Below are 21808 nucleotides of genomic sequence, written 5' to 3' on the forward strand. Positions count from 1 at the left end.
CGCGGCCTGAACGGCGGTCCGGCCGGGCGAGCCGGGCCGAAACCGGCGCGTCGGGAGGGCGATCCCCGACCGGCCGGGGTCGACGCGCCGACGGCGACCCGGAAAACGCCTCGGGGTCATCCCCGAAGGGCCCCCCGGGGGCGGGGCTGACAGCGCGGGCAACTGTACGACGAACGGTTCATGAACGCCTCCCGACGCACGGGCGCGCCGCAGCGGTGGCACGGCAGACCCTCCCGGCCGTAGACGTTCAGCGACCGGTCGAAGTAGCCGCTCTCCCCGTTGACGTTGACGTAGAGGGCGTCGAAGCTGGTGCCGCCGGACTTGATCGCCTCGGCCAGGACGTCCCGGACATGGCCCAGCAGCCGCAGCGCGGCCGGGCCGGTCAGCACGTCGGTGGGGCGGGCGCCGTGCAGCCTCGCCCGCCACAGCGCCTCGTCGGCGTAGATGTTGCCCACCCCGGAGATCAGCGTCTGGTCCAGCAGGGCGCGCTTGACCTCCGTACGCCGCCGGCGCAGCGCGGCGGCGAACCCCGTGTCGGAGAACTCCGGGTCCATCGGATCGCGGGCGATGTGCGCGATCTCCGCCGGCAGCTCCGCGCCGCCCGCGGAGACCGACAGCCCGCCGAACGTGCGCTGGTCGACGAAGCGCAGCTCCGGCCCGTCGTCGGCGAAGCGGAACCGGACGCGCAGGTGCGTCTCGTCGGGCGCGTCGGCCGGCTGCACCAGCAGCTGGCCCGACATGCCCAGGTGCCCGACGACGGCGTCCCCGCTGTCCAGCGGCAGCCACAGGTACTTGCCCCGCCGGCGCACGTCGCGCACCGTCCGGCCGGCCAGCACGTCGGCGAAGTGCCCGCCGCCGGGCGCGTGCCGGCGCACCGCGCGGGGGTGGTGCACCTCGACGGTGGCGATCCGCCGGCCGGTGACCCACCGGGCCAGCCCCTGCCGGACCGTCTCGACCTCCGGCAGCTCAGGCACGGCCCAGGCCCGCCTCGACCTCGGCGCCCGCCGCCCCGCCGGCCGCCTCGGCCCGCTCCCGCTCGGCCTGCTCGGCCTGCTCGGCCCGCTCGGCCTGCTCGGCCTGCTCGGCCTGCTCGGTGAGCGTGCGCCAGGCCGCCTCGGCGGCCCGCTGCTCGGCCTCCTTCTTGCTCCGCCCGTCGGCCCCGCCGTAGCGGTTGCCGGCGACCACCACCCAGGCGGTGAAGGTCTTGAGGTGGTCCGGCCCGGTGCCCTCGATGCGGTACTCGGGCACACCGAGCCCCAGCGCCGCGGTCAACTCCTGGAGGCTGGTCTTCCAGTCCAGGGCGGCGCCCCGCCCGGCCGACTCGGCCATCAGCGGGTCGAACAGCCGGTGGATGACGATCGCCGCGGTGTCCAGCCCGTACTGGAGGTAGATCGCGCCGAGCAGCGCCTCCAGGGTGTCGGCGAGGATGCTCGCCTTGTCCCGGCCGCCGGTGGTCTCCTCCCCCTTGCCGAGCAGCAGGTAGGCGCCGAGGCCGTCCGGGCCCAGGCCGCGCGCCACGTCGGCGAGGGCGCGCATGTTGACCACGCTGGCCCGGAGTTTGGCCAGCTGCCCCTCGGGCAGGTCGGGGTGGTTGTGGAACAGCGCGGTGGTGATCACCACGCCGAGCACCGAGTCGCCGAGGAACTCCAGCCGCTCGTTGGTGGGCAGGCCGCCGTTCTCGTACGCGTACGAGCGGTGGGTCAGCGCGCGCTCCAGCAGTTCCGGATCCAGGCTGACGCCGAACGCGGCTTCCAGGTGACCGACGGACGCCCGCCGCCGCTTGTCGTTGCTCATGATGTGGGTACCTCGGTGTCGGTGGTGCGGTCGGTGCATTCCTCGCGGTCACCCGCCTCGGCGCCGTCGAGCAGCGCGCGGACCTGGTCGGCGGCGCGCCGCCGCCAGAGATGGGCGGCCAGGGCGATGCCGGAGGCGACGTCCTCGGGACGGGCCGCGCCGTGGCAGACGACCACCGTGCCGGCCACCCCGAGCAGGGCGGCCGCCCGGGGGGCGCCACCGCCGGGCGGGGGCCCGCCGGCCATCGCGTACGCGCCCTCGATCGCCTTGAGCAGCACGTTACCGGTGAAGCCGTCGGTCACCACCACATCCGCGCGCGCGCCGAGGGAGACGTCGTACCCCTCGACGAGGCCGACGTAGCGACCACCGCAGGGCAGCGACGCGGCGGCGAGGACGGGATCGGCGAGCCGGCGGGCACGGTCGCCCTTGCCGGCCTCGGCGCCGACCGAGAGCAGCCCGACGCGCGGGGTCGCGACGGCGTGCGCCACCGCGGCGTAGGCCGCGCCGAGGACGGCGTGCCGGGCGAGGGTGGCCGGGCTCGGCTCGAGCGAGCCGCCGACGTCGAGCAGGACCACCGGGCCGGCGACGGCCGGCAGGGTGGCGACCAGCGCGGGACGGCGTACGTCCGGCCAGCGGCCGAGGCCGAGGGCGACGGCGGTGACGGTGGCGCCGGTCGAGCCAGCGGAGACGAGGGCGTCCGCGGCACCGTCGCGCACGGCGTGCACGGCGGCGCGGACGGTGCTGTCGGAGCGGGCGGCCACGGGGTGGTCGGCCATGCTCACGGCGGTGCGGACCGGCCGGACGGCGACCCGCGCGCGCTGCGCCGGGTCGAGGGCGTGGACCACCTCGCCGGCGGCCTCGGCCGGGCCGACGAGCAGCAGGTGCAGGTCGGGATCGGCGCGCACGGCCCGCAGAGCGCCGTCAACCACGACGTCGGGAGCGTCGTCCCCGCCGAGGAGGTCAACGGCGATCCGCGCGGTGCCCGGCTCCGCCGCGACGCCGGCCGGACCAGGCCGGCCGGCGTCGGTGGGAGCCGGGGCACCGGGCGTTCGCCAGGGTGCGCGCGCCGCCCGACCTGCGGTCGGGGGCGTCACTCGGCGTCCAGGTCAGACCTCGAGGACCTGACGGCCGTTGTAGGTGCCGCAGACGGAGCAGGCGGCGTGCGGCAGCTTGGCGGACTTGCACTGCGGGCAGGCCACGGTCGCGACCACGGCAGCCTTCCAGTTCGCCCGGCGGGCGCGGGTGTTGCTGCGCGACATCTTGCGCTTGGGGACGGCCACGGTTCCTACTCCTCTTTACGGGTCAGTTGCGACAGGCCCGCCCATCGCGGGTCGATCTGCTGGTGACTGTGGTCGGCCGGCAGATCGTCCCAGTGCACCCCGCAGTCGGGGCACAGGCCTGGGCAGTCCTCCCGGCAGAGCGGGTTGGTCGGCAGTGCGAGCACCACCGCATCCCGCAGCGCCGGCTCCAGGTCGATCAGGTCTCCCTGCATCCGGCCCACCTCGTCCTCGTCGGTCGTGGAGTCCGTGGTGCTGTTCTCGTACGCGTACAGCTCCTGGATCCGCACGGCCACCGAGTCGTTGATCTCGCGCAGGCAGCGGCCACACTCGCCCCGCACGGGACCGGTGACGGTCCCCGAGACGAGCACGCCCTCGGACACCGACTCCAGCCTCAGGTCGAGGTCGAGGTCCGCGCCCTCCGGCACGCCGATCAACTCCACGCCGAGGTCCGCCGGTGCCGGTGCCACCCGCTTGACCGTACGCAACGCACCAGGCCGGCGCGGCAGCTCCCTCGTGTCGAGGACCAGCGGCGACCTGGGGTTGAGTGTGGAAGGCGTGTGTTTGGGCATAGTCAGACTCCGGCCGGTGAGAGGCCGACAAAAAAGGTTACCTGGGCGACCGCCGGACCGTCGAACCGGGGGCGACGCCCGCCCCGTCCGTCGGCTGGTGAGGTGCCGCTCAGAAGGGTAGCGGGCGTTCCGCCTCGTCCCCAGCGAAGGTGCCGATCTCCCGCAGCGCGTGCATCTTGTCCCGGCCGCGCTCTATCGAGGCCAGCGCCCGGGTGAGGAACTGCTCGAAGTTGGCCAGCGCGGTGTCGACGTAGTCGTCGACCTCCTCGCGCAGGCGCTGCGCCTCGGCCCGCGCCTCGGCGATGATCCGGGCGCCCTCGTGCTCGGCGGAGACGGTGATCTCGTTCACCGAGACCAGGCGGGCGTGTTCCGCCTCACCCTCGCTGATGATCCGGTCGGCCTCCCGCTTGCCGGCCTCCATGATCTTGTCCCGCTCCTCCAGCAGCGCGACGGCCTTGCGCACCTCCACCGGGAGTTCGGCGCGCAGCTCGTCGAGGGCCGCGATGAACTCGCCCCGGTCGACCATGCAGTTGTTACGCGACATCGGGACGGAACGCGCCTGCTCCACCATGGCGATCAGTTCGTCGATGCGATCGAGCGAGTCCACCGGTAGCTCACTCCTGTCGTTCGTCGGGCCGACCTACATGATGCGGGCTGCGGCCGGGTTCCCGCTCCACACATCATGTCGCGCCACGGCCACAGCGCGCCTCTCACCCCGGCCCGGCGCGTCGCGCCGGCCGTCCCGCCGACCCCGGCGGGACGGGTGGTCGGCAGGAGCCGGCGGACGGTCGGGGCCGTGCGCCCGACCGCCCGGTGGCGCGGCGGAGGTCAGTCGCGGGCCGGCGGCGCGAGGCGGGCCCGCAACTCCTCCCGGACCCGGTCGGGCACGTGGGCGGAGATGTCGCCGCCCCACTTCGCCACGTCCTTGATCAGGCTGGAGGAGAGGAACGAGTAGAGCGGGTTGGTCGGCATGAACAACGTCTCGACGCCGGCCAGGCCGATGTTCATCTGCGCCATCTGCAGCTCGTAGTCGAAGTCGCTGACCGCCCGCAGGCCCTTGATCAGCACGCTCGCCTGCTGCGCCCGGCAGAAGTCGACCAACAGGCCACGGAACGACTCGACCCGGACGTTGTCGTAGGAGGCGGTCACCTCGCGGAGCATGTCGATGCGCTCCTCGACGGTGAACAGGCCGCTCTTCGACTGGTTCACCAGCACGCCCACGATCACCTCGTCGAACAGGCGACTCGCCCGGCCGATGATGTCGAGGTGTCCGTTGGTGACCGGATCGAACGAGCCGGGACACACCGCACGTCTCATGATCGGCGACCGTACCAAAGGGTGGTCTCGCCGTACCGGCGGCTGCGCTCACCGGTGACACCCTCCACCCACCCGACCGGCCCGGTGCGGCTGGACCGCTCCACCACGACCAGGGCGTCGGGGGCCAGCCAGCCGCCGTCGACCAGCGCGGCGAGCATCGCGGTGACCTCCGCGTCCGACACCGCGTAGGGCGGGTCGGCGAAGACCACGTCGTACGGGTCGCCGTCCGGGCCGGCCGCCAGCACCGTGGCCACCTTGCCGGTGACCAGCCGGGCGGCCGGGGCGGCGCGCAGCGCCGCGACGTTCTCCCGGATCACCCGGGCCGCGCGCGGGTCGGCCTCCACCAGCAGCACGTGCGCGGCGCCCCGGGAGAGTGCCTCCAGGCCGACCGCGCCGGACCCCGCGTAGAGGTCGGCGAAGCGGGCGCCCGCCAGGTCCACCTCGGCCTGGACCGCGCTGAACAGCGCCTCGCGGACCCGGTCCGAGGTGGGCCGGGTGCCCGCCCCGGGCGGGGCGGCGATCCGGCGCCCGCCGAGCGTCCCGGCCACGATCCGGGTCACGGTCTCCTCCTGCTCATGCGCACGACGCTACGCGACCCGCCGTCGGCCGACGCCCGCCCGTGCACGCCATCGGCCGCGACCTGCGCCTGCCGGCGCCGGCGCGGCAGGGGTCAGCCCTTCTCCAGGTATTCCGCGCGTTCCTCGTCGACCAGCGCCGCCACCGACGCGGCCAGCGCCGGGTGCCGCGCCAGCTCCGGATCCTCCTCGACCAGGGCGATCGCCTCGGCCCGGGCGTCCCGGATCAGGTCGGCGTCGCGCAGCAGCGACAGCAGCCGCAGGTGCGACCGCCGCCCCGACTGGGTGGCCCCCAGCACGTCGCCCTCGCGCCGCTGCTCCAGATCCAGCTCGGCGAGCTTGAACCCGTCCGTCGTGGAGGCGACCGCGTCGAGTCGCTCCCGCGCGGACGCGCCCTCCAGCGCCTCGGTGACCAGCAGGCAGAGCCCGGGCGCCGAGCCCCGGCCGACCCGGCCGCGAAGCTGGTGCAGCTGGGAGACGCCGAACCGGTCGGCGTCGAGCACGATCATCACGGTGGCGTTCGGCACGTTGACGCCCACCTCGACCACGGTGGTGGCGACCAGCACGTCGACGTCGCCGGCGGCGAAGGAGCGCATCACCGCGTCCTTCTCGTCGGCCGGCAGCCGGCCGTGCAGCACGCCGATCCGCAGGCCGTGCAGCGGCCCCTCGGCGAGCAGCGGCGCCACCTCGGTGACCGCCATCGGCGGCCGCCGCCCGTTGTCGTCGACCGGCGGCGGCTCCTCCTCACTGGCCGGACCCTCCCCGATGCGCGGACAGACCACGTACGCCTGGTGGCCGGCGGCCACCTCCTCGCGCAGCCGCCGCCAGGCCCGGTCCAGGAAGGCCGGCTTCTCGGCGGCCGGGACCACGTGCGAGGCGATCGGCGAGCGGCCCTGCGGCAACTGGGAGAGAGTCGAGGTCTCCAGGTCGCCGTAGACCGTCATCGCCACCGTGCGCGGGATCGGGGTGGCCGTCATCACCAGCACGTGCGGCGGCTGGTCGGCCTTGGCGCGCAGGGCGTCGCGCTGCTCGACGCCGAACCGGTGCTGCTCGTCCACCACCACCAGGCCCAGGTCGGCGAAGTCGACGCCCTCGTAGAGCAGGGCGTGGGTGCCGAGCACGATGCCGGCCGCCCCGCTGGCCACCTCGGCCAGGGCGCGCCGGCGGGCCGCCGCGCCCAGCGAGCCGGTGACCAGCTCGACCCGGGTGGCGTCGTCGGCCGCGCCCAGCTCGCCGGCGCGGCCGAGCGGCCCGAGCAGGTCGAGGATGCCCCGGTGGTGCTGCGCGGCGAGCACCTCGGTCGGGGCCAGCAGCGCGGCCTGCCCGCCGGCGTCGACCACCTGGAGCATCGCGCGCAGCGCGACCACCGTCTTGCCGGAGCCGACCTCGCCCTGGAGCAGCCGGTGCATCGGGTGGGCGGTGGCCAGGTCCGCCGCGATCTCCACCCCCACGTCCCGCTGGCCGGGGGTCAGCTCGTACGGCAGCCGGGCGTCGAACGCGTCGAGCAGGCCGCCGGGCTTCGCCGGACGGGGCCGGGCCGGCCACGCGGCGGCCCGGTGCTTGCGCTGCACCAGGGTGAGCTGCACGGCGAACGCCTCGTCCCACTTGAGCCGCCGGCGGGCCCGGTAGAGCGCCTCCTTGCTGGACGGCCGGTGGATCTCGCGCAGCGCGACGTCGATGCCGGCCAGCTTGCGGCTCGCCCGCACGGCGGTGGGCAGCGGGTCCTCCGGCGGGGTGAAGGTGTCCAGCACCACCCGGACGCAGCGCGCGATCACCCAGGTGGGCACCGCCGCAGCGGCCGGATAGACCGGGATCAGCGCGCCGGCGAACTCCTCGATCTCCTCGCTGGCCGCCGCCTCGCCGTCGCCGCCCTCGCCGAGCAGGACGTACTCCGGGCCGTTGAGCTGCCGCTTGCCCCGGAACTCGGTGACCTTGCCGGCGAACAGCCCCCACCGGCCGGGGCGCAGCTCCCGCTCCCGCCACGCCTGGTTGCCGAAGAAGGTGAGGGTCAGGGTGCCGCCCGAGCCGTCGCCGACCGTCACCTCCAGCAGGTTGCCCCGGCGCTGGCGCATCGGGCGTACGGCGGTGCGCTGCACCTGGGCCAGCACGGTGACCTGCTCGCCGACGTCGAGCGACCGGATGTCGGTGTGCTCGCCGCGCTCGTCGTAGCGGCGCGGGAAGTGGTAGACCAGGTCACCCGCGGTGTGCAGGTCGAGGTGGCTCGCGAGGGCCTTCGCGGTCTTCTCCCCGACCAGCTTCTTCAGCGGCGTGTCCACCGTGCACGGCTCGGACGTCATTCGACCCCCACCAGGAGCGGATAGTACGGCTGCCCGCCCGGGTACGCCTGCACCTCGACGAACGGCCAGCGCCGGGCGACGTGCTCGCGGACCGCCTCGGCCAGCCCGGCCGGGGCGTCCGCCCCGGAGAGCAGGGTGACCAGCTCGCCGCCGCCGCCCAGCATCCGGTCGACCACGGCGGCGCAGGTGTCGGCCAGGTCCGCCCCGATCAGGTGCACCTCGCCCTCGACCAGCGCCAGCACGTCGCCGGGGCGGCAGGGGCCGGCGACGGTCAGCGCCTCGCGGCTGGCGTAGCAGACCTCGGCGTAGCGGCAGGCGCCGGCCGCCTCCGCCATCGCGATCACGTCGTCCTCGAAGCGGCGGGCCGGGTCGCGCACCGCGAGGGCGGCCAGCGCCTGCACCGGGGACCGGGTGGGCACCACGCTGACCTTGATGCCCAGCCGGTGCGCCTCCTTGGCGGCGGCGCTCGCCACCGCCTGCGTGTTGGGGTCGTTGGGCAGCACCACCACCCGGGCGGCGCCGGTCGCGCGGATCGCGTCCAGCAGCTCGCCCGTGGACGGGTTGCCGGGCACCACCGTGGCACCCTCGCCGGCGACGAGCTCGGCGATGCCCGCGCCGGCGGCCACCACCACCGCCGCGCGGCCGTCGCGCGCCATCGGCGGGGCGGGGGCCGCCTGGTCGGCGAAGCGGGTCACCGAGATGCGGTGCGGCCGGCCGGCGACCACGCCCGCCTCGATCGCCGCGCCCACGTCGTTGGCGTGCACGTGCACGTTCCAGGTGCCCGTACCGGCGCTCCCGTCGCCGACGACCACGAGCGAGTCGCCCAGTGCGGCCAGCTCGGCCCGCAGCCGGCCCACCGCCTCGGGCGCGGCGTCGAGCAGGAACTGCACCTCGTAGGCGTACTCCTCGGAACCGGTCTCGCGGACGGCGGTGGCCGGCGGGCGGGCCGCGCGCGGCACGGGCGCGGGATGCTCCGGGCTCTCCCCCGTGACGACCTCGACCAGGGCGTCGAGCAGCAGGCAGAGGCCCCGGCCGCCGGCGTCGACCACGCCGGCCCGGGCCAGCGCGGGGAGCTGCTCCGGGGTGCGCGCCAGCGCCCGCGCCGCCTCGCCCGCCGCCGCCCGGGCGACCGCCCGCAGGTCGTCGCTGTCCGCCCGCTCGGCGGCGCGGGCCGCGGCGGCGACGACGGTGAGCAGCGTGCCCTCGACGGGGCGGGCGACCGCGGCGTAGGCGGCCGTGGCCGCGTCGCGCAGCGCGGCGGCCAGCTCCCGCCCGCGCACCGCGGGCACGGCGGCGACCGCGTCGGCGAAGCCGCGCAGGATCTGCGACAGGATCACCCCGGAGTTGCCCCGGGCGCCGAGCAGCGCGCCCCGGGCCATCAGCCGCAGCGCGTGCCCGTGCGGGGTGGGCCCGTCCTCCGGGAGGGTGCCGAGGTCCATCGCCAGCGCCTGCTGCGCGGAGGTGAGGGTGAGCACGAGGTTGGTGCCGGTGTCGCCGTCGGGCACCGGGTAGACGTTCAGGTCGTCGATCTCGCCCTGGTGCCGCCTGAGCGCGGCCAGCCCGCCCGCGCACCAGCGGCGGACCGCGGCGGCGTCGAGGGTGTCCAGCACGGCGAGAAGCCTACTGGCGGGCACCGACGCGCGCCGGGGTCGTCGGTCGTCCGGCGGCGTGTCCGGCCCGGCGCTCCCGGCCGCCCGTCACGTCGGCACCCCGGCGAGCCGGCGCGCCCCCGGCCCGTCGGTCGGGGGCCGCCTGCTCCGGTGGTCCCGGCCGGAACTACCCTCGTGGTCGCGTCCCTTCGTACGGTGGCTGCCGGAAGGGACGGCGCCGACCGGGCGACCGCCACCGCGTCGCGCCGTGCCGGCCCCGCCCGGGGGCCGGTTGGTCGGGTGCGCGGGTCATCGGGTAACCTGGCCAGGTTGCCCGGGCAGCGCCTGGCGGCGACCTCATGAACGTTTCAAACCCAGGAGTATCCCGTGGCTAGCGTGTGCGACGTCTGTGGCAAGGGACCGGGCTTCGGCCACAACGTGTCCCACTCGCACCGGCGGACCAACCGCCGCTGGAACCCGAACATCCAGTCGGTGCGTACCCCGGCCGGTGGCGGGAACACCAAGAAGATGCAGGTCTGCACCTCGTGCATCAAGGCTGGCAAGGTCACCCGCGCCTGACGCGGTAGTCCCCAGCTTCACACTCGTCATTGCCGGCGGGCCCTCGTGGGCCCGCCGGCTCTGTCGTGTCCGGGATCGCCGGCCTCGTGCCGGGTCCCGGCACCCCCGCCTCGTCCCGGCACCCCCGCCTCGTCCCGGCATCCCCGCCTCGTGCCGGGTCCCGGCGACCCCGGGCCGGTTCGTGTCGGTTCCGGGCGGGTCGGCTGACGGGTACGCGACCGCCCTTCGACGCGCGGCGCGGGCCCGGTTAGGGTCTGCGTGCGCCGCGAGTCCGGATCGGGCCCGGCGCGGGGAGCAGCCGAGCGCGGAGGGACGACTGGTGCAGCTTGATCTAGGCCGGGACGAGATGGTCGTCGTCGGCGCCTCCCTCGGGATGCTGCGCTGGTTCAGCGAGGAACTGCCCGCGGACAGCGTCGTCCTCGTCGAGGAACCCGACGTCATCGAGCGCCGGGGGCTGGAGCGGTTCGCCCGCGAGATGCCCTTCATCTCCCGCGTGGTGCCCGCCGAGTACCAGATCGGCTTCGACGCCGCCGCGCTGGTCGCCCGGGAGCCCGGGCTGGCCGCCGCCCGGCTGGTCATGCCCGGCCTCGAGTACGCCGTCGGGGCCACCGCCCGGCTCGCCGAGGCGCTCGGCCTGCCCGGCGCCGGTCCGGCGGCGGCCGACGTCTTCTCCGACAAGCACCGGATGCGGCTGCTCGCCGCCGAGGCCGGCCTGGCCAACCCGGCCTTCGCGCTGGTCGACTCCGCCGCCGGGGCGACCGAGTTCGCCCGGCGGCACGGCGGCCGGTGCGTGCTGAAGCCCACCCGCCGCTCGGGCAGCCTGGGCGTGCAGATCATCGCCGACCCGGCGGAGGTCGCCGGGGCGTGGGCGGGCACCGCCTCGCCCGAGGACCCGCCGGAGGCGACCGGCCGGGGGCTGCCCACGGGCGTGCTCGTCGAACAGGTCGTCGACGGACGCGAGCACAGCGTCGAGCTGCTCGTCGCCGACGGCGAGGTGATCTTCGCCAACGTCACGGACAAGCGGGTGCTCCCGGGTCGCTCCCCGGTGGAGACCGGCCACACGGTGCCGACCGCGCTGCCCGACCCCACCCGCCGGGAGCTGGTCGAGGTGGCGACCCGGCTGGCCGCCGCCGCCGGCTTCCGCACCGGCACGCTGCACAGCGAGTGGATCGTCGCCGACGGGGTGCCGACGCTGGTCGAGTGCGCCGCCCGGCTGCCCGGCGACATGATCACCGCACTGGTGTCGATCGCGTACGAGTGCGGGTTCATCGAGGCGTACCTGCGGACGCTGTGCGGGGAGCGGCCGGCCCTGCCGGCGCGGCCGACCGGCGCGGCGGCGGTCGAGTTCCTGCTGGCCGCGCCCGGCACCGTCACCGCCGTCGACGGGCTGCGCGCGGCCCGCCGGGTGCCCGGCGTGCTGGAGGTGCAGCTCGACGTGGCGGTCGGCGACACTGTGACGGAGGTGACGTCCTCGCTGCGGCGCAGCGGTCACCTGCTGGCCTGGGGCGCCGACCCGGCCGAGGCGACCGACGCGGCCGGCAAGGCCGCCGAGCAGATCCGATTCATCACCGCCTGATCGTGCCGTAGCCGGCCCGGCGGGTTCCCCGGCCGGGCCGGGAGCCCTCGGGCCGGCGGCTCAGAGGGTGCGGCCGAACGAGAGGCAGCCCGGGGCGTCCTTGTAGAAGCCGAAGTTCGGGATCCGCTCGTAGCCGGCCGCGGTGTACATGGCGATGGCCTCGGGCTGCTTGTCGCCGCACTCCAGGACGATGCGCTTGCGCCCGTGCTCGCGGGCCGAGCGCTCCACGGCGGCCAGGACCGCCCGGGCCACACCCCGGCCCCGGGCCGCCGGGTCGGTGTACATCCGCTTCAGCTCGGCCGTGTCGCCGTCGTCGCCGTGGCTGCGCCAGCCGCCGCAGCCGACCGGCTCGCCGCCGAGGTGGGCGACGAGGAAGGCGCCGGCCGGCGGCACGAACTCGCCCGGGTCCACCGGGGTGTCGTCGCCGCTGCCGCCGTACCGGGCGCCGAGGTCGGCCAGCGCGGCGCGGATCAGCCGCTGCGCGACCGGCGAGTCGAAGCGCTCCGCGCGGATCTCGATCTCACTCACGGCGTAAAGGGTACGACCAGCGCCGACCCTTACCGGAAGTGGTCCCAGCCGGCGGGTCCGTCGTACGGGGCACCGTCGACCGTGACACCGGAGCCCGCCGTCACCCGCCCGATCGGGCGCCAGTCGGGCGGCAGCGCCACCGCCGGCGGGAAGGTCGCGGCCAGCGCGTGGTCGTCGCCCCCGGTGAGGAGCCAGGAGTACGGGTCGACGCCCAGGGCCTGGGCGGCGTCGCGCATCTGCCGGGGCACCTCGAAGGCGTCCCGGCGCACGTCTAGGGCCACCCCGCTGGCCTTGGCCACGTGCCCGAGGTCGGCGAGCAGCCCGTCCGACACGTCGATCATCGAGGTGGCGCCGAGCCGGGCCGCGTGCGGTCCGGCCCCGTACGGCACCTCCGGCCGCCGGTACGCCTCCACCAGCAGCCGCGGAGTGCGGAAGCCCCGGGAGAGCACCGTCAGCCCGGCCGCCGCGTACCCGGTCCGGCCGGCCAGGGCCAGCACGTCCCCGGGCCGTGCCCCGGAGCGCGTCACCGGCCGCCGGCCGCCGAGGTCGCCGAGGGCGGTGACCGCGATCGTCAGCGTGGGGCTGGCGGACATGTCCCCGCCCACCACGCTCGCGCCGACCTTCGCCGCCTCGGCGCCGAGCCCGTCGGCGAGTTCCTCGGCCCACCCGGTCTCCAGCTCCGGCGGCATGCAGAGCGCGACCAGCAGCGCGGTCGGCTCCGCCCCCATCGCGGCGATGTCGGCCAGGTTGGCCGCCGCCGCCCGGTGGCCGACGTCACGCGCGGTGGACCAGTCCCGCCGGAAGTGCCGCCCCTCCACCAGCACGTCGGTCGAGGCCGCGACCCGGGCGTCCGGCGCGGCCACCACCGCCGCGTCGTCCCCGGGACCGAGCAGCACGGTCGATCCGTACGACAACCGGGCGGTCACCCGGTCGATCAGGCCGAACTCGCCGACCCCCGCGACACTCATGCCGGCCCTCCGCCGTGCTCGCTCACCGCTTCTCCTTGACCACCGATAGGGATCAGACCTGGTCCGTAAGGTACTTTCTCCCTTCGGGCCGCCCCGCAGGCGGCGACGGACGGAGGTCGAGTCGTGGTACAGGCGTACATCCTCATCCAGACCGAGGTCGGTCGCGCGCGCGACGTGGCCGGTCTCATCGCGGACCTCGCCGGCGTGGTGCGGGTCGACGCCGTCACCGGGCCGTACGACGTGGTCGTGCTCACCGAGGCGAAAACCGTCGACGAGCTCGGCAAACTCATCGTCAGCAAGGTGCAGATGGTGCCCGGCATCACCCGCACCCTCACGTGTTCGGTGGTGCGCCTGTAAGTGGACAAGATCACTGACTCTCCCGTGACCGATTCCGCCCAGGCGGACGAGGCCGCCCCCGACCGCCCGGCCCGGGACCGGACGACCCGGAGCGCCGCGCTGATCGCCACGCTGGTCGCGCTGCCGATCACCGCGCTGGTCGGCGTGCTCGCCTTCGTCCAGCTTTCCCCGGACGAGCCGGCCGAGCCGGCCGCCGCGCCGAGCCCGACGGCAAGTGCTCCCCGCGCCCAGTCCACCGCTCCGGTCGAGATGGCCGCCCCGGCGCTGGCCGAACGGCCCGCCACGGTCTGCCGGGCGCTGCTCTCCCAGTTGCCGCCGACGGTCAACGACCTCGCCCAGCGTCCGGTCACCGCCGGCCCGGAGCAGAACGCCGCGTACGGCGACCCGGCGCTCACGCTGGCCTGCGGCGGCGCCGAGCCGACCGTCGGCGACACGGACGACGTGTGGACGGTCAACAAGGTCTGCTGGTACGCCCAGGAGGAGACGGACGCCACCGTGCTCACCACGCTGGACCGGGAGACCGCCGTGACGGTCCGCGTGCCGCGGTCGTACGGGCAGGCGTTGCAGTGGGTCTCCCCCATCTCGGAGACGATCGTGGCCTCCGTGCCCTCCGGCGGCGACATGCCGCGGGGCTGCCGGGGCTGACGGCCCACCACCGAGCCGGAAAGAGTGGCCTCCCCATCGGAAGGCCGCTCTTTCGCGTACGTGCGGACCGCGGCTCAGTGCAGACCGACGCCCCGGTGCAGGGCGGTGCGGATGAGGCGGTTGACCAGCTTCGGGTACTCCAGCCCGGACGCCGCCCACATCCGGGGGAACATCGACGTCGAGGTGAAGCCCGGCATCGTGTTGATCTCGTTGAGGTAGACGTCCAGCTCCGGGGTGACGAAGAAGTCGACCCGGGCCAGGCCGGCGCAGTCCAACGCGGTGAAGGCGCGGACGGCGTACTCCTGGACCTGCCGGGTCACCCGCTCGGGCAGGCCGGCGGGGATGTCGTACTCGCAGGCCTCCTCGGAGTCGATGTACTTCGCCTCGAAGTCGTAGAAGTCGTACTCGCCGACCACCCGCACCTCGGCGAGCACCGACGCCTCCGGCGCGCCGCCGGCCTCGCCCTCCAGCACGCCGCACTCGATCTCGCGGCCGACGATTGCCCCCTCGACCAGCACCTTCGGATCGATCTGACGGGCGGTGGCGACGGCGGCGTCCAGGTCCGCCCAGTCGGTGACCTTGGTGATGCCGAACGACGAACCGGCCCGGGAGGGCTTGACGAACACGGGCAGGCCGAGCCGCTCCTTGTCCGCCTCGCTCAGCGTCATCCCGTTGCGCAGCACCGCGTACGGGCCCACCGGGATGCCCTCGGCGGCGCAGAGCTTCTTGGTGAACTCCTTGTCCATGGCGGCGGCGGAGGCGAACACGTTCGCCCCGACGTACGGGATGCCGGCCATCTCCAGCATGCCCTGGATGGTGCCGTCCTCCCCGTACGCGCCGTGCAGCACCGGGAAGACCACGTCGACGTCGGCGAGCGCCCGGGGACCCTCGGTCGGGTCGAGCACCATCAGACCGTTGCCGGTCGGGTCGGCGCGCAGCACGATGTCGGCGCCGGACTCGGCGGTGATCTCCGGCAGCCGGCGCGCGTTGATCGCCAACTGGGCCGGGTCGCCGCTGGTCAGCACCCACTGACCGGCCCGGGTGATGCCCAGCGGCACCACCTCGAACTCGTCCGGGTCGAGGGCGCCGAGCACGCTGCCGGCGCTGACGCAGGAGATGCCGTGTTCCGGGCTGCGGCCGCCGAAGACGATCGCCACGCGGGTCCTGCCTGGGGTGGTCACTCCGGTCACCTCTTCGTACGCGACTGCTGCGCCGGTGGTGGCGCTCACCCGGTTGACCTTACTGTGCGTGGCGGGCCCCGGCTGCCGATACCCGGGGGACAGGCGACGGGACGCGGCAATCGGTCAACAAAGGATATACGTTGTGTAATCGCCCGGGCGGAGATCCGGGGCGGTGACGGCACCGGACGCCCACTACGCTGCTCGTCCTATGAGCGCTGATCCCCTCATCGAGTCCCTGACGGCGGCCCTGGACGCCCGCCCCGACGACCTGCCGCTGCGACTCCACCTCGCCTCGCTGCTGCTGGACGCCGGCCGGGCCGGGGAGGCGATCGCGCAGGTCGGTCAGGCGCTCGCCCGGGATCCGGGCAACGACCAGGCACAGGCCCTGATGCAGCGCGCGCTGGGCGGCGGCTCCGTACCCCCGCCGTCGGCGCCGGCCCCGGCGGCCCCGCGGCCGCCGGCGCAGCGCCCGGCGCCGGCCGGGCCCGGCGACCCCGCCGCGACCGCCGGCCACGACCCACTGGCGGCCTACGAGCAGGAGCTGGCCGACGTCGTGCCACCGCGCTTCGCCCGCGCCGGCGACGAGCCGGAGCCGGTGACCGGCGACTCCGACCGGGTGTACGACGTGGAGACCTCCGGCATCCGGCTGGCCGACGTGGGCGGCATGTCGGCGGTCAAGGAGCGGCTGGAGCTGGCCTTCCTCGGCCCGCTGCGCAACCCGCAACTGCGCAAGATGTACGGCAAGAGCCTGCGCGGCGGCCTGATGCTCTACGGCCCGCCCGGCTGCGGCAAGACCTTCCTGGCCCGCGCGGTCGCCGGGGAGATGGGCGCCAAGTTCATCTCGCTGTCGATCGTGGACGTGCTGGACATGTGGATGGGCAACTCGGAACGCAACCTGCACGAGCTGTTCCAGGCGGCCCGCCGCAACGCCCCCTGCGTGCTCTTCCTCGACGAGGTCGACGCCCTCGGGCACAAGCGCTCGCAGGTCGGCTCCAGCTCGATGCGGACGCTGGGCAACCAGCTGCTGGCCGAGCTGGACGGGATGGAGGGCAGCAACGAGGGCGTCTTCGTGCTGGCCGCCACCAACACCCCGTGGGACGTCGACCCGGCGCTGCGCCGCCCGGGCCGGCTCGACCGGGTGGTGCTGGTGCTGCCGCCCGACGCGGAGGCGCGCGCGTCCATCCTGGAGTACCACCTGCGGGAGCGGCCGATCGCCGGGATCGACCTGCGGAAGATCGTGGCGGCCACCGAGGACTACTCCGGCGCCGACCTGGCCCACCTCTGCGAGACCGCCGCCGAGTACGCGATGGCCGACTCCGTGCGCACCGGCGAGGTGCGGATGATCGAGCAGCGGGACCTGGAGCGGGCGGCGAAGGAGGTCCGGCCCTCGACGAAGCCGTGGATGGCCACCGCCCGCAACGTGGCGATGTTCGCCAACGAGGGGGGCGTCTACGACGACCTGGTGGCGTACCTGAAGCGACGCCGGATGCTGTGACGCCGGACGGCCCGGCGGGGCGCCGGGCCGCGCCTCTCCGCCGGGCCGGGCCGCCGGCCGGGCGGGCCGTCCGCCCGGCGGGGCCGCCTCCCGACCACGCCGCCCGCGGCGGCGTCAGCCGCGCGCGTGCCGCCGGCCGATGGCGATCACCTTGACCCGCTGCCGGCCGGCCCGCACCATGCCCAGCGCCATGAACGCGCCGGCGATCCGGTCGGCCGCCTCGCGGCTGGTCGCGCCCACCACCTGGCGGCGCCGCTCGGGGCAGGTCCGCTCGTCGCGGCCGGCGCCGTCGACGGGGCGGACGTCGGTGAGCACCACGAGGAACCGTGTCATCGGAGGCCGCCGGCGCGGTCGGCGCGGGCCTGCTGACCAGTACGCACGTCGAATCCCTTCCGACTGGCGGGGCCACGGGGCGTGGCACGCGGCGATCGGGCTCGGGGGAGAAACCCGATCGCCGCGCGCCCCATCCCCTCCGGTCACTCACCACCACCGTCGCCACGACAACCGGCGGTGAGGACGCGATGACAGATTGACATCTCTACAGCCATGAATGCAACTCTCATCGACGTTCTCTCATCTACACCTTCCCGAAAAGATGTGCGACGATCGATGCATGGCTCCCAAGACCGCCCGCGCCCGACGCCTGGGCATCGCGCTGCGCACCCACCGGGAAGCCGCCGGCCTCACTCTGGAGGCGGCGGCGGACGAGATCAGCAGCACCCGCAGCACCCTGTCCCGCTACGAGAACGCGCAGACGCTGGTCAGCCCGGCCACCGTACGCGCCCTGCTCACCCTCTACGGGGTCGGCGCGGACGAGGTGGCGGCGGCCGTCCAGCTGGCCAAGGACGCGCGCAAGCCCGGCTGGTGGGTGTCGTACTCGTACCTGCTGGACCGGCGCACCATCGACTTCATCGCGCTGGAGGCCGAGGCGACCGGGATCGCCAACTTCGAGCCGTCCGTGGTGCCGGGGCTGTTGCAGACCGCCGACTACATCCGGGGCGTCATGCGGGGCGGCCCGCACACCCTCGGCGACGACGAGGTCGAGCAGCGGGTCCAGGTCCGGCTCGACCGGCAGCAGCGGCTCACCGGCGACAAGCCGCCGATCCTGGACGCCATCATCGACGAGGGCGCGCTGCTGCGGCCGGTCGGCGACCGGTCGGTGATGGAGAGCCAACTGCACCACCTGCTGCGGATGGGCGAACTGCCCAACATCACGGTGCAGGTGATCCCCCTCGCCGCCGGCTACCACCGGGGCACCCGGGGCTCGCTGCACATCCTGGAGTTCGCCGACCCGGAGGACCCGATCATCGCCTCGGTGGAGACCGTGGCCGGGCAGATGGTCCTGGACCGGCCGGGCGACCTGCGTACCTGCACCAAGATCATGGAGCACCTGCGGACCGTCGCGCTCAGCCCGTCGGCCAGCCGAGACCAGCTCCGCCAACTCCTGAAGGGACGGTAGGACCATGACACCGACGACCAGCGCGACGCTCGCCGCGGCCCGGTGGCGCAAGAGCAGCCACAGCGGCGACGAGGGGGCGTGCGTGGAGATGGCGGTGCTCCCGGAAACCGTCGCCGTCCGGGACTCCAAGGACCCGTCCGGCCCGGCGCTGCTCTTCCCGCCCGCCGCCTGGGCCGTCTTCACCGGGGCGCCGCCGCGCCGCTGACCCCACCCTCGGCGCCGGCGCGTCGCTTGCCCGCACGCGACGCCGGCGCCCCCGCGCCGTCGACGGTCCCGCCGTTGGGAGCCGGTGGGGCCGTCGACGGGCGGGTCACGGCGAGGGCTGCCGCGCCGCCACCTGTCGCGCGGCGCGAGCGGGCGGCCCGCGCCGAGACGCGCAGCCGGCCACCCCGGCCGGTCCCGGCACGACCGCCCTGGCGACGGTCCCGGCCGGTCCCGCCCCCGGTCAGGCGGGGCGGCGGGCGGTGACGGCGGTGGCGTCCCGGTCGTCGTCGCGGGTCACCGTGGGGTGCAGGCCGGCGGCGGTCAGCGCCGCGCAGAGCGCGTCCGCCTGCGCCTCGCTCGTCTCCACCACCAGGTGCCCGCCCGGGGCCAGCCAACGCGCCGCGCCCACGCCGACCCGACGCAGCACCGCCAGCCCGTCCGACCCGCCGTCCAGGGCCACCTGCGCCTCGTGCAGCCGGGCCTCCGGCGGCATCAGCGCCACCGCCGCCGTCGGCACGTACGGGGCGTTCGCCACCACCAGGTCCAGGCTCCCCCGCCAGCGCACCGGCAGCGGCTCGTACAGGTCGCCGTGGAAGACCGGCACCCCCAGCGGCGCCAGGTTGCGCCGGGCGCAGGCCACGGCGGCGGGGTCGACGTCGGCGGCGGCCAGCCAGCGCGGCGCGAGCCGGCGGGCCAGCGCGACGGTGGTGGCGCCGGAGCCGCAGCACAGGTCCACCACGGCCGCCGCCGGGCCGGTCACCGCGACGGCGGCGTCGACCAGCAGGGCGGTACGCGCGCGCGGCACGAACACGCCGGGGTCGACGGCGATCCGCTCGCCGCAGAACTCGGCCCAGCCGAGCAGGTGCTCCAGCGGGAGCCCGGCGACCCGGCGGTCGGCCAGGTCGGAAAGCGCCTGCGGCGAGTCGGCGGCGGCGATCAGCAGGTCCGCCTCGTCCTCGGCGTAGACGCAGCCGGCGGCGCGCAGCCGGTGCACGAGGGCGGGTCGGTCGGGGCGGAAGGAAACGGTCATGGTGGACCTCCGGGAGCGCTCGTCGACGCTCCCGGCCGCCGGGTCAGCCGGCGTGGCGTCGGAGGGGAGCGTCGGTCCTGCCTGTCGGGTGGATCGGACTCACCTCCTCCGGTCGGGCCCGGCACGGGCCGCGGACGGCCCCGCTCGGGGCCACGGTCACGATAGCCCAACGGCCGACACCGGGTGCTCAACGGCCTGCGCCCCGAACGCTCAACGGCCGGTGCCCGAGCGCTCAGCGGCTGGCGTCGAGCGCGGCGGCCACGTCGGCGACCAGGTCGACGGCGTCCTCCACGCCGCAGGAGAGCCGGACGAAGCCGGGCGGGGTGTCGTCGCCCCACTGGGCCCGCCGGTCGGCGGTGGTGTGCAGGCCGCCGAAGGAGGTCGCCGCGGCGACCAGCCGGGCCGCGTCGAGGAACCGCGCCACCCGCGCGGCGTCGCCGAGGTCGAAGGCGAGCACGCCGGGGATCCGTCGCAGCTGGACCGACGCCACCGGGTGGGCCGGGTCGCCGGGCAGCCCGGGCCAGCGCAGCCCGGTCACGTCCGACCGCCCGACGAGCAGCCCGGCGAGCGCCTCGGCGTTCGCCGTCTGCCGGGCCAGCCGCAGGTCGAGGGTGGCCAGCGAGCGGTGCGCGAGCCAGGCGTCGAACGCGCCGGGCACCGCACCGGTGACGTTCCGCCAGGCGGTCACCGCGTCCAGCAGTTCGGTCGAGCGGGTGGCGACGTAGCCGAGCAGCAGGTCCGAGTGCCCGGTGAGCGCCTTGGTGCCGGAGGCCACCACGAGGTCGGCGCCGAGGTCGAGCGGGCGCTGCCCGAGCGGCGTGGCGGTGGTGTTGTCGACCGCGACCAGGGCGCCGGCCGCGTGCGCCCGGGCGGCCAGCGCCGGCACGTCGGCGACGTCCAGGCCGGGGTTCGCCGGCGTCTCCAGCAGCACCAGGCGTACGCCGTCGAAGTCCGGGTGGGGGCCGGCGGTCGGGGTGAGGAGCACCCGCACCCCGATCCCCTCCAGCGTGTCCCGGGCGAAGGCCCGGACGGCGAAGTAGCCGTCCGACGGGAGCACCACGGTGTCCCCCGGCCTCAGCACCGCCAGCAGCAGCCCGGTGATCGCGGCCTGCCCGCTGGCGAAGACCCGGCAGTCGCCCCCCTCCAGCTCCCCGATGGCCGCCTCCAGCAGCCGGCGGGTGGGGTTGTCCGGCCGGCCGTAGCCGTTCGGCGCCGCCGCCGGCCCCGCCCACGGGTCCAGGTGGTACGGCGCGGCGAAGACCGGCCCCGGCAGGAACGGCTGGCCGGGGGCCGGCTCGGGCAGGCCGGCGCGGACGCATCGGGTGCCGTCGTGCGGTGCGGTCAAGGGCTCACTCCGGTTTCGTCGTCCGGCTCATCAGGGCGTCGACGGCGAGGCGCGGGTCGACACCCTCGTGGCAGACCAGCTCCACCTGCTCGGTGATCGGCATCTCCACGGCGTGCGCCCGGGCCAGGTCGCGGATGGCGAGGGCGCTCTTGACCCCCTCGGCGGTCTGCCGGGTGGCGACGCGGGCCTCCTCCAGGGTCGCGCCCCGGCCCAGGTGCTCGCCGAACGTACGGTTGCGGGCCATCGGCGAGGAGCAGGAGGCGACCAGGTCACCCATCCCGGCCAGGCCGGCGAAGGTGAGCGGGTCGGCGCCCAGGGCCACCCCGAGCCGGGCGGTCTCGGCCAGCCCCCGGGTGACCAGCATGGCCCGGGTGTTGTCGCCGAAGCCCATCGCGACGGCGATGCCGTACGCCAGGGCGATCACGTTCTTCACCGCGCCGCCCAGCTCGCAGCCGATGACGTCGTCGTTGGTGTACGGGCGGAAGTAGGAGGTGGTGATCGAACGCTGCACCAGCGTGGCCCGGTCCGGGTCGGTGCAGGCGACCACGGTGGCGGCCGGCTGCTCGGCGGCGATCTCGGGGGCCAGGTTGGGCCCGGAGACCACCACCACCCGGTCCGCCGCCACCCCGGCGGTCTCCACGATCACCTCGCTCATCCGCCTGGTGGTGCCGAGCTCGATGCCCTTCATCAGGGAGACCAGGGTGGCGTCCGGGTGCAGGTGCCCGCTCCACTCGGCGAGGTTGCCGCGCAGCGTCTGCGACGGCACGGCCAGCACCACCAGCTCGGCCCCGGTGATCGCCTCGGCGGCGTCCCCGGTCGCCGTGACCCGGGACGGCAGGAGCACGTCCGGCAGGTACTCCGGGTTGCGCCGCTCGGCGCGGATCGTGTCGGCGACCGGCCGGCGGCGCGCCCAGATGGTGACGTCCCGGCCGGCGTCGGCGAGGATCTTGGCGAAGGCCGTCCCCCACGAGCCGGCCCCCAGCACCGCGACGTGCCCGCTCACGCCGCCACCTCGCTCCG

Annotated in this window: 24 protein-coding genes; 7 read left to right on the forward strand and 17 right to left on the reverse strand. The window is 75.4% G+C overall.

What is annotated here, in order from left to right:
* Window positions 1-116 precede the first annotated feature (116 nt).
* The 10 genes from mutM to ABZ793_RS07625 all read right to left on the reverse strand — a co-directional run bounded on the left by mutM (window position 117) and on the right by ABZ793_RS07625 (window position 9442).
* Window positions 117-974 carry a bifunctional DNA-formamidopyrimidine glycosylase/DNA-(apurinic or apyrimidinic site) lyase gene (gene mutM / locus ABZ793_RS07580; protein WP_357453430.1) on the reverse strand — a complete coding sequence of 286 codons (858 nt, stop codon included), beginning with the start codon at window positions 972-974 and terminating at the stop codon, window positions 117-119.
* On the reverse strand, window positions 967-1794 hold the full coding sequence (rnc, locus tag ABZ793_RS07585) for a ribonuclease III (protein ID WP_357453433.1): 828 nt from the start codon (window positions 1792-1794) through the stop codon (window positions 967-969). The genes mutM and rnc overlap by 8 nt, the downstream gene beginning before the upstream one ends.
* Window positions 1791-2765 (reverse strand): phosphate acyltransferase PlsX, encoded by a 975-nt coding sequence (locus ABZ793_RS07590; protein ID WP_357453749.1) that lies wholly within the window; start codon window positions 2763-2765, stop codon window positions 1791-1793. The genes rnc and ABZ793_RS07590 overlap by 4 nt, the downstream gene beginning before the upstream one ends.
* Window positions 2766-2900: 135 nt before the next feature.
* Complete coding sequence (gene rpmF, locus ABZ793_RS07595; RefSeq protein ID WP_091096818.1) at window positions 2901-3074, reverse strand: 50S ribosomal protein L32; 174 nt, start codon at window positions 3072-3074, stop codon at window positions 2901-2903.
* A gap of 5 nt (window positions 3075-3079) precedes the next feature.
* Window positions 3080-3643 carry a YceD family protein gene (locus ABZ793_RS07600; protein WP_357453436.1) on the reverse strand — a complete coding sequence of 188 codons (564 nt, stop codon included), beginning with the start codon at window positions 3641-3643 and terminating at the stop codon, window positions 3080-3082.
* A 109-nt stretch (window positions 3644-3752) separates the two neighbouring features.
* The gene (locus ABZ793_RS07605; RefSeq protein WP_350680447.1) at window positions 3753-4250 is read right to left on the reverse strand and encodes a hypothetical protein; all 498 of its coding nucleotides are present in this window, start codon (window positions 4248-4250) and stop codon (window positions 3753-3755) included.
* Window positions 4251-4471: 221 nt separating this feature from the next.
* Window positions 4472-4960: a pantetheine-phosphate adenylyltransferase gene (coaD, locus tag ABZ793_RS07610; RefSeq protein ID WP_357453439.1), complete on the reverse strand. Its 489-nt coding sequence runs from the start codon at window positions 4958-4960 to the stop codon at window positions 4472-4474.
* Complete coding sequence (gene rsmD / locus ABZ793_RS07615) at window positions 4957-5520, reverse strand: 16S rRNA (guanine(966)-N(2))-methyltransferase RsmD (protein WP_357453442.1); 564 nt, start codon at window positions 5518-5520, stop codon at window positions 4957-4959. Before rsmD ends, coaD begins: the two co-directional genes overlap by 4 nt.
* Window positions 5521-5630: 110 nt before the next feature.
* Window positions 5631-7832 (reverse strand): ATP-dependent DNA helicase RecG, encoded by a 2202-nt coding sequence (recG, locus tag ABZ793_RS07620; protein WP_357453445.1) that lies wholly within the window; start codon window positions 7830-7832, stop codon window positions 5631-5633.
* Window positions 7829-9442, reverse strand: a complete 1614-nt coding sequence (locus tag ABZ793_RS07625; RefSeq protein WP_357453448.1) for a DAK2 domain-containing protein — start codon at window positions 9440-9442, stop codon at window positions 7829-7831. Before ABZ793_RS07625 ends, recG begins: the two co-directional genes overlap by 4 nt.
* A gap of 366 nt (window positions 9443-9808) precedes the next feature.
* Here ABZ793_RS07625 and rpmB point away from each other — a divergent pair, with 366 nt between their 5' ends.
* Complete coding sequence (gene rpmB, locus ABZ793_RS07630) at window positions 9809-10000, forward strand: 50S ribosomal protein L28 (protein WP_088963534.1); 192 nt, start codon at window positions 9809-9811, stop codon at window positions 9998-10000.
* Between the two features lie 319 nt (window positions 10001-10319).
* Window positions 10320-11576 (forward strand): ATP-grasp domain-containing protein, encoded by a 1257-nt coding sequence (locus ABZ793_RS07635; RefSeq protein WP_357453450.1) that lies wholly within the window; start codon window positions 10320-10322, stop codon window positions 11574-11576.
* 60 nt (window positions 11577-11636) lie between these two features.
* Here the strand turns inward: ABZ793_RS07635 and ABZ793_RS07640 are convergent, their stop codons facing one another.
* Both ABZ793_RS07640 and ABZ793_RS07645 read right to left on the reverse strand, forming a co-directional pair.
* Entirely contained in the window at window positions 11637-12104 is a 468-nt protein-coding gene (locus ABZ793_RS07640) for a GNAT family N-acetyltransferase (protein ID WP_357453453.1), read from the reverse strand.
* Between the two features lie 29 nt (window positions 12105-12133).
* Window positions 12134-13072, reverse strand: coding sequence for a thiamine-phosphate kinase (locus ABZ793_RS07645; protein ID WP_357453456.1), 939 nt, complete (start codon window positions 13070-13072; stop codon window positions 12134-12136).
* A 123-nt stretch (window positions 13073-13195) separates the two neighbouring features.
* On the opposite strand from ABZ793_RS07645, the gene ABZ793_RS07650 reads away from it, so the two are divergent.
* Complete coding sequence (locus ABZ793_RS07650) at window positions 13196-13429, forward strand: Lrp/AsnC ligand binding domain-containing protein (RefSeq protein WP_357453459.1); 234 nt, start codon at window positions 13196-13198, stop codon at window positions 13427-13429.
* Window positions 13430-14074 (forward strand): DUF3515 family protein, encoded by a 645-nt coding sequence (locus ABZ793_RS07655; protein ID WP_357453462.1) that lies wholly within the window; start codon window positions 13430-13432, stop codon window positions 14072-14074. It begins immediately after the preceding gene.
* Between the two features lie 74 nt (window positions 14075-14148).
* On the opposite strand, the gene ABZ793_RS07660 is transcribed toward ABZ793_RS07655, so the two are convergent.
* Window positions 14149-15255 carry a D-alanine--D-alanine ligase family protein gene (locus ABZ793_RS07660; protein WP_357453752.1) on the reverse strand — a complete coding sequence of 369 codons (1107 nt, stop codon included), beginning with the start codon at window positions 15253-15255 and terminating at the stop codon, window positions 14149-14151.
* Window positions 15256-15463: 208 nt separating this feature from the next.
* On the opposite strand from ABZ793_RS07660, the gene ABZ793_RS07665 reads away from it, so the two are divergent.
* Window positions 15464-16750: an ATP-binding protein gene (locus ABZ793_RS07665; protein ID WP_357453465.1), complete on the forward strand. Its 1287-nt coding sequence runs from the start codon at window positions 15464-15466 to the stop codon at window positions 16748-16750.
* A 114-nt stretch (window positions 16751-16864) separates the two neighbouring features.
* Here ABZ793_RS07665 and ABZ793_RS07670 read toward each other — a convergent pair whose 3' ends face one another.
* Window positions 16865-17083, reverse strand: coding sequence for a hypothetical protein (locus ABZ793_RS07670; RefSeq protein WP_350704800.1), 219 nt, complete (start codon window positions 17081-17083; stop codon window positions 16865-16867).
* A gap of 280 nt (window positions 17084-17363) precedes the next feature.
* Here ABZ793_RS07670 and ABZ793_RS07675 point away from each other — a divergent pair, with 280 nt between their 5' ends.
* Window positions 17364-18209 (forward strand): helix-turn-helix transcriptional regulator, encoded by an 846-nt coding sequence (locus ABZ793_RS07675; protein WP_357453469.1) that lies wholly within the window; start codon window positions 17364-17366, stop codon window positions 18207-18209.
* A gap of 4 nt (window positions 18210-18213) precedes the next feature.
* Entirely contained in the window at window positions 18214-18414 is a 201-nt protein-coding gene (locus tag ABZ793_RS07680) for a DUF397 domain-containing protein (RefSeq protein ID WP_357453472.1), read from the forward strand.
* Between the two features lie 240 nt (window positions 18415-18654).
* On the opposite strand, the gene ABZ793_RS07685 is transcribed toward ABZ793_RS07680, so the two are convergent.
* The 3 genes from ABZ793_RS07685 to ABZ793_RS07695 form a co-directional block, all read right to left on the reverse strand.
* A complete protein-coding gene (locus ABZ793_RS07685; RefSeq protein ID WP_350704795.1) occupies window positions 18655-19443 on the reverse strand; it encodes a putative protein N(5)-glutamine methyltransferase in 789 nt (262 codons plus the stop codon).
* A 232-nt stretch (window positions 19444-19675) separates the two neighbouring features.
* Entirely contained in the window at window positions 19676-20788 is a 1113-nt protein-coding gene (locus ABZ793_RS07690) for a cystathionine gamma-lyase (RefSeq protein ID WP_357453475.1), read from the reverse strand.
* 4 nt (window positions 20789-20792) lie between these two features.
* The gene (locus ABZ793_RS07695; protein WP_350704791.1) at window positions 20793-21791 is read right to left on the reverse strand and encodes an NAD(P)H-dependent glycerol-3-phosphate dehydrogenase; all 999 of its coding nucleotides are present in this window, start codon (window positions 21789-21791) and stop codon (window positions 20793-20795) included.
* Window positions 21792-21808 lie beyond the last annotated feature (17 nt).

It is taken from the genome of Micromonospora sp. NPDC047465 (assembly GCF_040643125.1).
Classification (GTDB): Bacteria; Actinomycetota; Actinomycetes; order Mycobacteriales; family Micromonosporaceae; genus Micromonospora.